Origin of the sequence: Parasedimentitalea denitrificans (assembly GCF_011813015.1) — a bacterium.
Classification (GTDB): domain Bacteria; phylum Pseudomonadota; class Alphaproteobacteria; order Rhodobacterales; family Rhodobacteraceae; genus Parasedimentitalea; species Parasedimentitalea denitrificans.
In genome coordinates, this window is record NZ_QHLQ01000020.1 from 1 (window position 1) to 7,445 (window position 7,445).

General features: G+C 50.8%; 6 protein-coding genes and 1 pseudogene. 3 read left to right on the plus strand and 4 right to left on the minus strand.

From position 1 onward, the window contains the following. Nucleotides 1-205 precede the first annotated feature (205 nt). Together DL239_RS16705 and DL239_RS16710 are read left to right on the plus strand one after the other, a co-directional pair. Nucleotides 206-388: pseudogene (locus DL239_RS16705) on the plus strand (integrase core domain-containing protein); the annotation flags it as partial. Between the two features lie 1,683 nt (nucleotides 389-2,071). Beyond that, nucleotides 2,072-2,335 carry a hypothetical protein gene (locus DL239_RS16710; RefSeq protein ID WP_167685248.1) on the plus strand — a complete coding sequence of 88 codons (264 nt, stop codon included), beginning with the start codon at nucleotides 2,072-2,074 and terminating at the stop codon, nucleotides 2,333-2,335. Nucleotides 2,336-2,739: 404 nt separating this feature from the next. Here the strand turns inward: DL239_RS16710 and DL239_RS16715 are convergent, their stop codons facing one another. From DL239_RS16715 to DL239_RS16730, 4 genes are read right to left on the minus strand one after another with little or no spacing between them, the layout of a single operon-like run. After that, nucleotides 2,740-4,050: a multicopper oxidase family protein gene (locus DL239_RS16715; protein WP_167685249.1), complete on the minus strand. Its 1,311-nt coding sequence runs from the start codon at nucleotides 4,048-4,050 to the stop codon at nucleotides 2,740-2,742. Between the two features lie 8 nt (nucleotides 4,051-4,058). Further along, a complete protein-coding gene (locus tag DL239_RS16720; protein WP_167685250.1) occupies nucleotides 4,059-4,925 on the minus strand; it encodes a CopD family protein in 867 nt (288 codons plus the stop codon). A 2-nt stretch (nucleotides 4,926-4,927) separates the two neighbouring features. After that, nucleotides 4,928-5,269, minus strand: a complete 342-nt coding sequence (locus DL239_RS16725) for a copper resistance CopC family protein (protein ID WP_167685251.1) — start codon at nucleotides 5,267-5,269, stop codon at nucleotides 4,928-4,930. Nucleotides 5,270-5,278: 9 nt separating this feature from the next. Further along, nucleotides 5,279-5,710: a c-type cytochrome gene (locus DL239_RS16730; RefSeq protein WP_167685252.1), complete on the minus strand. Its 432-nt coding sequence runs from the start codon at nucleotides 5,708-5,710 to the stop codon at nucleotides 5,279-5,281. A gap of 759 nt (nucleotides 5,711-6,469) precedes the next feature. On the opposite strand from DL239_RS16730, the gene DL239_RS16740 reads away from it, so the two are divergent. After that, nucleotides 6,470-7,213, plus strand: coding sequence for a substrate-binding periplasmic protein (locus tag DL239_RS16740; RefSeq protein WP_167685254.1), 744 nt, complete (start codon nucleotides 6,470-6,472; stop codon nucleotides 7,211-7,213). Nucleotides 7,214-7,445: the final 232 nt, after the last annotated feature.

The window sequence follows — 7,445 nt, forward strand, 5'->3', positions numbered from 1 at the left end:
CAACATCAAAAACAGGCTGCATAATCAATCACACAAACGAACCAGAGCCTCCAATGGTCAAGCCCCTCTGATGTTCCATTTTATATGACGACGGACAACCCAAGCCTGCATACGATATTTCGATACTTTGTGCGAGTTCTGCCTGCTCGTTGGAGCGATCACTCTGAATCGTCATCACCCATGCAAAATCATCCGTTTGGCATGCGATGCCCAGATCGAAGCCTTCGTCGGCCACTACAACAACCAGCGATACCACGAGAGCCTCAACAACGTCACACCTGCCGACGTCTACTTCGGGCGCGACAAAACCATTCTAAAACAACGAGAAAGGATCAAACAGAAGACACGCGAAGCGCGACGCTTGCATCACCGCCAGCACGCCGCATAATCAAACCAAACAGATGAGCCAAACCCTCTCTAAGTTTAGGCCGCCTTTGGACCCATAAGCGCTGCCGACGCACACCGCTTTAACTGATTGGGCCAAATATTCCTACCCGATGGGGTTGTCTGGATGGTAAAGCCCCAAACCTCATTTTCCGCCATAGTAGCCTCCTGTTAGCTTTCGGAGGCATAGATACCACTCAGGGCACTGGCGTGGTTAGGGGGCAACTTGGGGGCTGGTTGCAACGCTTACAAACAAACCACTTAACGCCACTTTAGGGTGGCCGCCTGCCTCTACGTTGCTGCTCACATGACCAAGAATAGAGTTGATCCGAAAAGAAGAAAAATAACGACTAGGTAAGGCAGGATCAATGGGTCCTTGTGAGGCGGAATTTCCAAGCCGTGAGTGAAATCCGCGGCGTGGACCTCAACCTTGGTTCTTGTGTTAGATGTTGCCATTTCGGCTCCCCGTATCTTTGAAGGTGATCAAGGCTATGAGGCAGGCCTCTCACTCTAACGACAAGGTACCACAAGTGGAAGCCATTTAACGATTTGCTAAAAAGTATTAAGGGGAACCCTTTGGTGTGTGGTGCTGTTCAAAAGGTTAGGTGGCTCTCAGTTATTATAATCCGAAAGGTAGCTGTGGCGTATTTAGGTTTCACCAGACTTTGCACCCGCTGTGGAGGCACTGTAGGATCAGCAGAACTCAATTTGCAGATAGTGCTCAGTCCTTCAATTTGGCCGTTGGAATTGAGCACCGATCTACTGTAGGGATGGGGGCAATCAGCACTAAGTTATCAGGTGGCTTTTTTGACAGAGATATGAACTAGTAGCCTCACTGCCAGCCAATCGCGACGACGTAGACGAAAAAGAGCCCAACCTTGGTAGGTCGAGCGCTTGAGCATTCTCAGCGATGTAAATTGATGTGTGACCGTTAGCTGCTAGTCAACTCAATCACCCTCATTCCTGCCTTGCCCCCACGGTTGAACCCTTTGCTCAGACCTTGACGCCTGAGCACGGGTTGTACTCGGCGCAGATCTGTTGCGGTGCCAAACGCAGAAATCTGAGCTACGCTGCCATCAACAAGTATATGGTCGTGGTTGAAAAAAATCTCCCTACGCATGATATTTCTTTTTCGCGTTCTACTTAGAGGAAGACGGATCAAGGGTGCGGACATGAAAAAACAGCAGGGTCAATGCAAGACAGGCTCCAAAGCAAAGGAAATTCTATTTCCGGCACTCCTTATGGTGGTGGTTTTGGCGAGTGGTTCCTGTTGGGCCGACACTTCCAACGATAATCTGTAGTTAAAAGAACACTGGGCCTTCCGCTACTACGTGAATTTCCAAGATGTAGTCGAAGGGAGGTTTCCCCCTGGAACACCGGCTGCAGAACTGACCGGCTGGCTTTCGGAAAATGGGCTTGGGGTACCTACCGAAATGTGGGGAGGAATTGTTGATCATTCAACTTGAGGAGAATACCCACGATTCTTTGTGGAGGAAGAAGCTAAAACCTGGATGGTCTCCACCAAGAAGTTTAAGTCAATATGCGGCAGAAACCGCCACGCTGTTTTCTGGACTGAAGATACCCACGGGACGATTTCAATCATAAGGTCTATAGCTGTACGTTGCTATCTAGAGTTGCCTTAATTACCTCACAGCATCACTAGAAAAATTTAGATGAGGAAGTGGATATGGCAGAAATCTACCTGGGTGTGAACGAACTGGATACCCCAGGAATAGGGCACGGCTTCGTCGGTGTGCAATCTGACGATGGATTACAGGTTGAAATTCACGAGCAGCCCGAGGGTGGCTTCTCACCAAATAGAACTGAGGTAATTATTGGGGGCAATGTTCCTCCGGGGATAGTGTTCAGATCGAACGAAGTACCAGATTTGCCGACGCCTCACCACCGGATTCCTATAGCTACGCTGTCCGACACAGAGGTTAAAATATAGTTAACGATACGTTAGTGGAAACCGTACGGCTCAGCAACTGGTTGAAATTGAAGCGGTGGTGTATCAAATTATCCTCGAAACTGCGGGGCAACAAAACTGCTTCAGACCCAAACAGACTTGTTGGCAACCGTCTCAGGATAAGCAGCATTGAACTTGATAAGCCGGCATAATTCTCGCTCCCAAACGAATGACGGTATGATGAGTAGCCTTTACTGGTCGATGCGATGCGCACCGCGTCTTCGCACAATTTATCCGTCCGTTGTAGCCCCATAGTCTGTCTCCGTTAGTGCAATAAAAGCTATCAAAGGAGCGGTATCAAACCGCGACAGGTCCATGTATTGGTGGGCTCCACTATGAAGTCCAGATACTCACTTCATTGTAACCGGGGAAACTCAGCCAATTGCTCACGACACCTCCAACCAGGTTTTCATCCCTGCGGCTTGGTGGCCTAACATATGACAGTGCAGCAGCCATTTACCGGGATTGTCGAATATACATAGGATATCGCGGGTTTCACCTGGGGTGACCAAGGTAGTATCTCTGAATGCCCCTAACATCCCGTCTGCCTGCACTTCGAAAAAGTGGTGACCGTGCAGGTGTATCCCGTGCGGGAATCTTGTGTCATTTACCATGGATATACGCGCGGTCTGTCCTCGCTCAAAGCTATGGAAAGGCGCGTCGTTTAAACCGGACTGACCGTTGAAGCCCCAGATGTCAGTGAGCGAACTACTGCGCGGGCTCATTGCGCCGCCTTCCATGGTCAGTGTGAGCGAAATCACATTGTCCAGATCAGGCTGCGCCATCGTGTTTACCGGTAGGGGGAGGATATCGGATGCGGCGCGGTTGTTGTTTGTGCCCTCAAGGGCAATTTCTCCTAGGACGTAGGGATCATCCCGCGTCGGGAACACAAACTGCACGTTGTCAGAGGACGTTACGTCCGCAATGATATCTGCACGTTGGGCTGGGGCAAGAACCAAGCCAGAAATATCCTGAGGTTCCGCCAGTGGCATTCCGTCCAATGCAACCACCTTTCCTTCGATGCCGATCAGATCGATTGGGAATATGCGATCGGTTGCAACATTGATCAGTCGCAGGCGCAGGCGATCTCTAGTCTGAACTGGCGCCTTTGTGTTGATGATCGCGCGGGCAAAGTTGCCCATGCGGCCTGCATGGGCCTGGTCGTGCATGTTATCAAAATCACCGGCCAAGACTCCCTCTACGGATATCCTCCAATCATCGATCAAAACAGTGATGTCGTGATCCACATCCGGCGGCTTGTTTTCCTCGACGATCAACGGCCCATACAGCCCCTTGGCGACTTGCTCCCATGAGCGGTTATGGGAGTGGTACCAAAACGTGCCCGCATCTGGCGCGCGAAAGCGGTAGTCGAAATGATCGCCAGACTGCACAATATCCTGCGTAAGGCCCGGAACACCATCCATTGCATTGTCCGAACGTATTCCGTGCCAGTGAACAGCTGATCCCTGACCGACCTTGTTTAGAAATCTGACATCAAGAAGTTCCCCCTGAGACAGGCGGAGTTCGGGGCCTGGGGTGCTGCCATTATATCCCCACATTGCAAATGCAGGGCTATCACTTGGCAAAATCTGAGCAATCACCGGCTCCGCAATCAGTTCTTGCGAGGTGGTGGCCCAGCTTAGGCGTGGGGCGATAATCGCAGCACTTGCTGCGGTTAAGAAGTCTCGTCTTTTCATGGTATTTCTCACATCGGCAAAGACACAACGCTGGTCAGGGTCGCGGTGGCGATTAGAACAGACGTGATGACAATGAATTCCAATTCAATGGAGCGAACAAGATGATTTGCGGCCTGTTGTTTTCCGGCCTTCATTCCGGGAATAAAGCGGAGTTTGTTGGCGGCGGCTAAACCTAGCAATAGCGCGACCAAAGTCACTTTGACGACGAGTGCCAATCCGTAGGATGACGTAAAGAGTAGAGAGACACTTCCCAGGATCAACCAGGCCATTAGACCACCTGCCAGCACCAGGACCGCGACAATACCCGAAGCCATAACGCCGAAATGGTCGCCTAGGTATGCTGCGATTTCCAGATACTCGGGGTCGCGCGCCAACCAATGTAATGGGGCAAGTATTCCTACCCAGAACGAAACACCCAACAGATGCAGCAGCAACAGTAGGCGAACGCCTGTTTGTTCAAGATCAGGGATGTGACCAATCTGCGTAAAGGACCACAGTGCAACTATGCCGCCAGCTAGGCTGACCCACGCTCCGATTGCAGGGATGTACAGCCCCACAATGACCAATACGACGCCTGCGAGCCGATAGGTAAAGGCCTCCCCCACAGGGGTGGTCCACAAGAGGCCAAGCATTTCGCGATCAACCATTCCTGAAATGTCGCCGGTTAAGGCTGCGCCGCGCAGCAGGAAGCTAAGCACGGCGGCGGTAAGTGCTATGCCTGCTAGAACAAGCGAAAAGCGGCGAAGGCGGGTTTCAAGTGGTTTGACATGGGACCAGAAGACGATGCGGACCATGGTAATCCCCGTCGCCCCGGTAAGTCCGGTGTACAATAACCACTTTGTCAATATTGATGAGAGTCCCCAAATGTCTGGCATGCTCAGTTCACCTCAAAAGTGAATTCACCCTGCATGGCGTGTCCATCCATGCCTAAGCCTCGCCATTCGATGTGATAAGTACCGTCGCCCATGTTTTGTATTGGAAGAGAAAACGCGCGTTCAAAACGTGTCAAACCGTCAAGATCAAGTGAGACAGTCGTAGCGCTATCGTGAGTTAACTCAACTTTTGTCAGGCGAATTTTTTTCGCGAAACCCAAGTCTATCTGTGCCGGAACCTCGGCCAGCGCAGCTTGGTTAGACGGCGTTGTTGTGTCGACTTCTGAGTGGGCGTATGCGCCCGAGGCAAGAAACGATGAAACGACGGCTGCAATGATGATTTTCATGAAGAGACCTCAGTGAATTCCGTTGGCGCGTTGTAGCTCGCGAATATAAGTGATGATCATGGTGACATCCCCGCGTGTCAGACCAGAGACCGGGGGCATATCGCCAAATTTCCAATGGTGGGCTTTCACACCATTCGCGGCTGCGCGTTGGAACGCCTCATTCCCATGGTGACTAGGTTCATAGACCTTGTGAACCAGCGGTGGAGCAATGCCAGTCGTCCCCGCCGCATTTGCCCCATGGCAGGCAGCACAGGCACTATCAAATATCCGCTTACCAATTGCAGCATTGCCTTCAATAGCGGGGACTTGCACCGCGACAATTGCATCGAAAACAGTAGCTCCAGTGGGTTTCACTTGATCAGGGGTGCGCAATTGCCAATAAGCAAACAACGCTAGTGCAGCAATCGCACCGACACCAAGCAGGGTATTTCTTCGTCTCATTTGACGTTCCTAACAAAAATCTGAACTGAGAATGCGCGGGTTCGTTTGTCGCCATCCCGAATGCAGTAGCATCCAAGGTAAGCCGAACAGCAACGCAGCGTCGTGCAGTCTCAGGTGTTAGGTGGGCGATCCGGAGTTTCGGCTTGATTCAAGTGGCGCAAATCACTCTCAAAACCCGCTTGGGTCAAATCGAAGCGGACTAAACCAACAGACATCCGAGGTGTCAAAACAATCAATCCTGGGCTTATTTGCTGCCGACAGTTATCGTGATCGTCGCCTGTAGTGTCGGCTCTCGTCTCATGTTGAGGCGCGTCGGTGCCACTGATAGTGGCAGGCTTGGCATCACGAAGCATAGACATGTGCTCTGCGCAGTGGCCAGTTTTCCCATCCATCGCAAGCGCATAAGCAGTTGTGCCAAGCCCAGTTGTCAGGACTAGCAAACCGACAGCAACGGTCAAAACTATGCGCTTCAGCACTTCCATTAGTTTTTGCTAGGGCTTTTTAGGTTTTCTGACAACCTTAAACACATGTTGCCGGGGTTGGCAGGTATCACAACTTCGTTGATGCACATCGTAAAAATGGATGCTGTGTTGACATGCCATTAAGAAGAACCGAGGGGCATTTATTTGTACCCTTCAACACTGCGTGGATCTTCCGTGAAACACGATTGGGAGCAAAGTTGATCACACTAGACAGGAGAGTGGTGTAGACTGGGGTGAAGCAGCTAATTGAGAATTGTTGTCTGAAGGAGAGGTGGATATGATACATTTCCTGGCGATAGTGCTATTTGTGTTGATCACGTCTTTTGCCAGCAAGCCAATGCTTGCGGAAACCGTCAAATTTGGAACTTTCGACTTTCCTCCTTACGCTCTGCACAATGATCCAGAGGGTCGCCTTGGCCTGTTTGTTGATATAAGTAATGCCATAACCGCCAGAGCGGGCATTTCCACAACCAACAGTATACTTCCCATCGCCCGGGTCGTGAAGGACATGGAACGTGGTGTTTCTGATTGTGCAATTATCGTTCAAACACCTTGGACCAAAGAAAACTTCCTTCAGGTAGCTGAAATCCACAATCGATTGGATATTATCGTTGTAACCCGTCCTGGGCTGTCAATATCTTCCATTGAAGACCTACATGGTCAGCGGTTGGCAATACCGCGTGGATCTTTCAAGAATCTGCCCATATCTACCGACTCTGACATCAAGCAGGTCCCAACGAACAGTTATCTGCAAAGCCTAAACATGCTGAGGGCTGGTCATGTCGATGCAATTGCCGGCTCTGCGATTAGTACTTTCCACATTTTTTCGATCGAAAACATTACTCGTGCGGATATTGGGGTCGTCTTTCCGTTTGAGCAAAACAGTTTGTGGCTGCAATGTGCCAAGGGTCAGTTGTCGAAGGATGTACTGACAAAACTGGAACGTGCCACTAGGGCGTTGAAGTTGGAAGGTATTTTCGAAGACTTGGTTACACGTTACATTCCTCCGGAGTTTAAGTAACTGACGGCTGAAGGTGGATCGGCGCCAATTTCTGAAGCTGCAGGATTTGAACGAACACGAGCACTGAAACTACAGGGCGCCCATGATGCTCTAGGCTCTTCACTTGCGAGTGTCGCAATCACTGCAACAGCTAGGCCCCCCCCCCTGCAGGAACCACTGTGATGTCCGACAATAGGCTTTGTATGATCGAGGCGACCCTGGCCTAGGTGAGGGGAATTGAGCGGATCTGTGC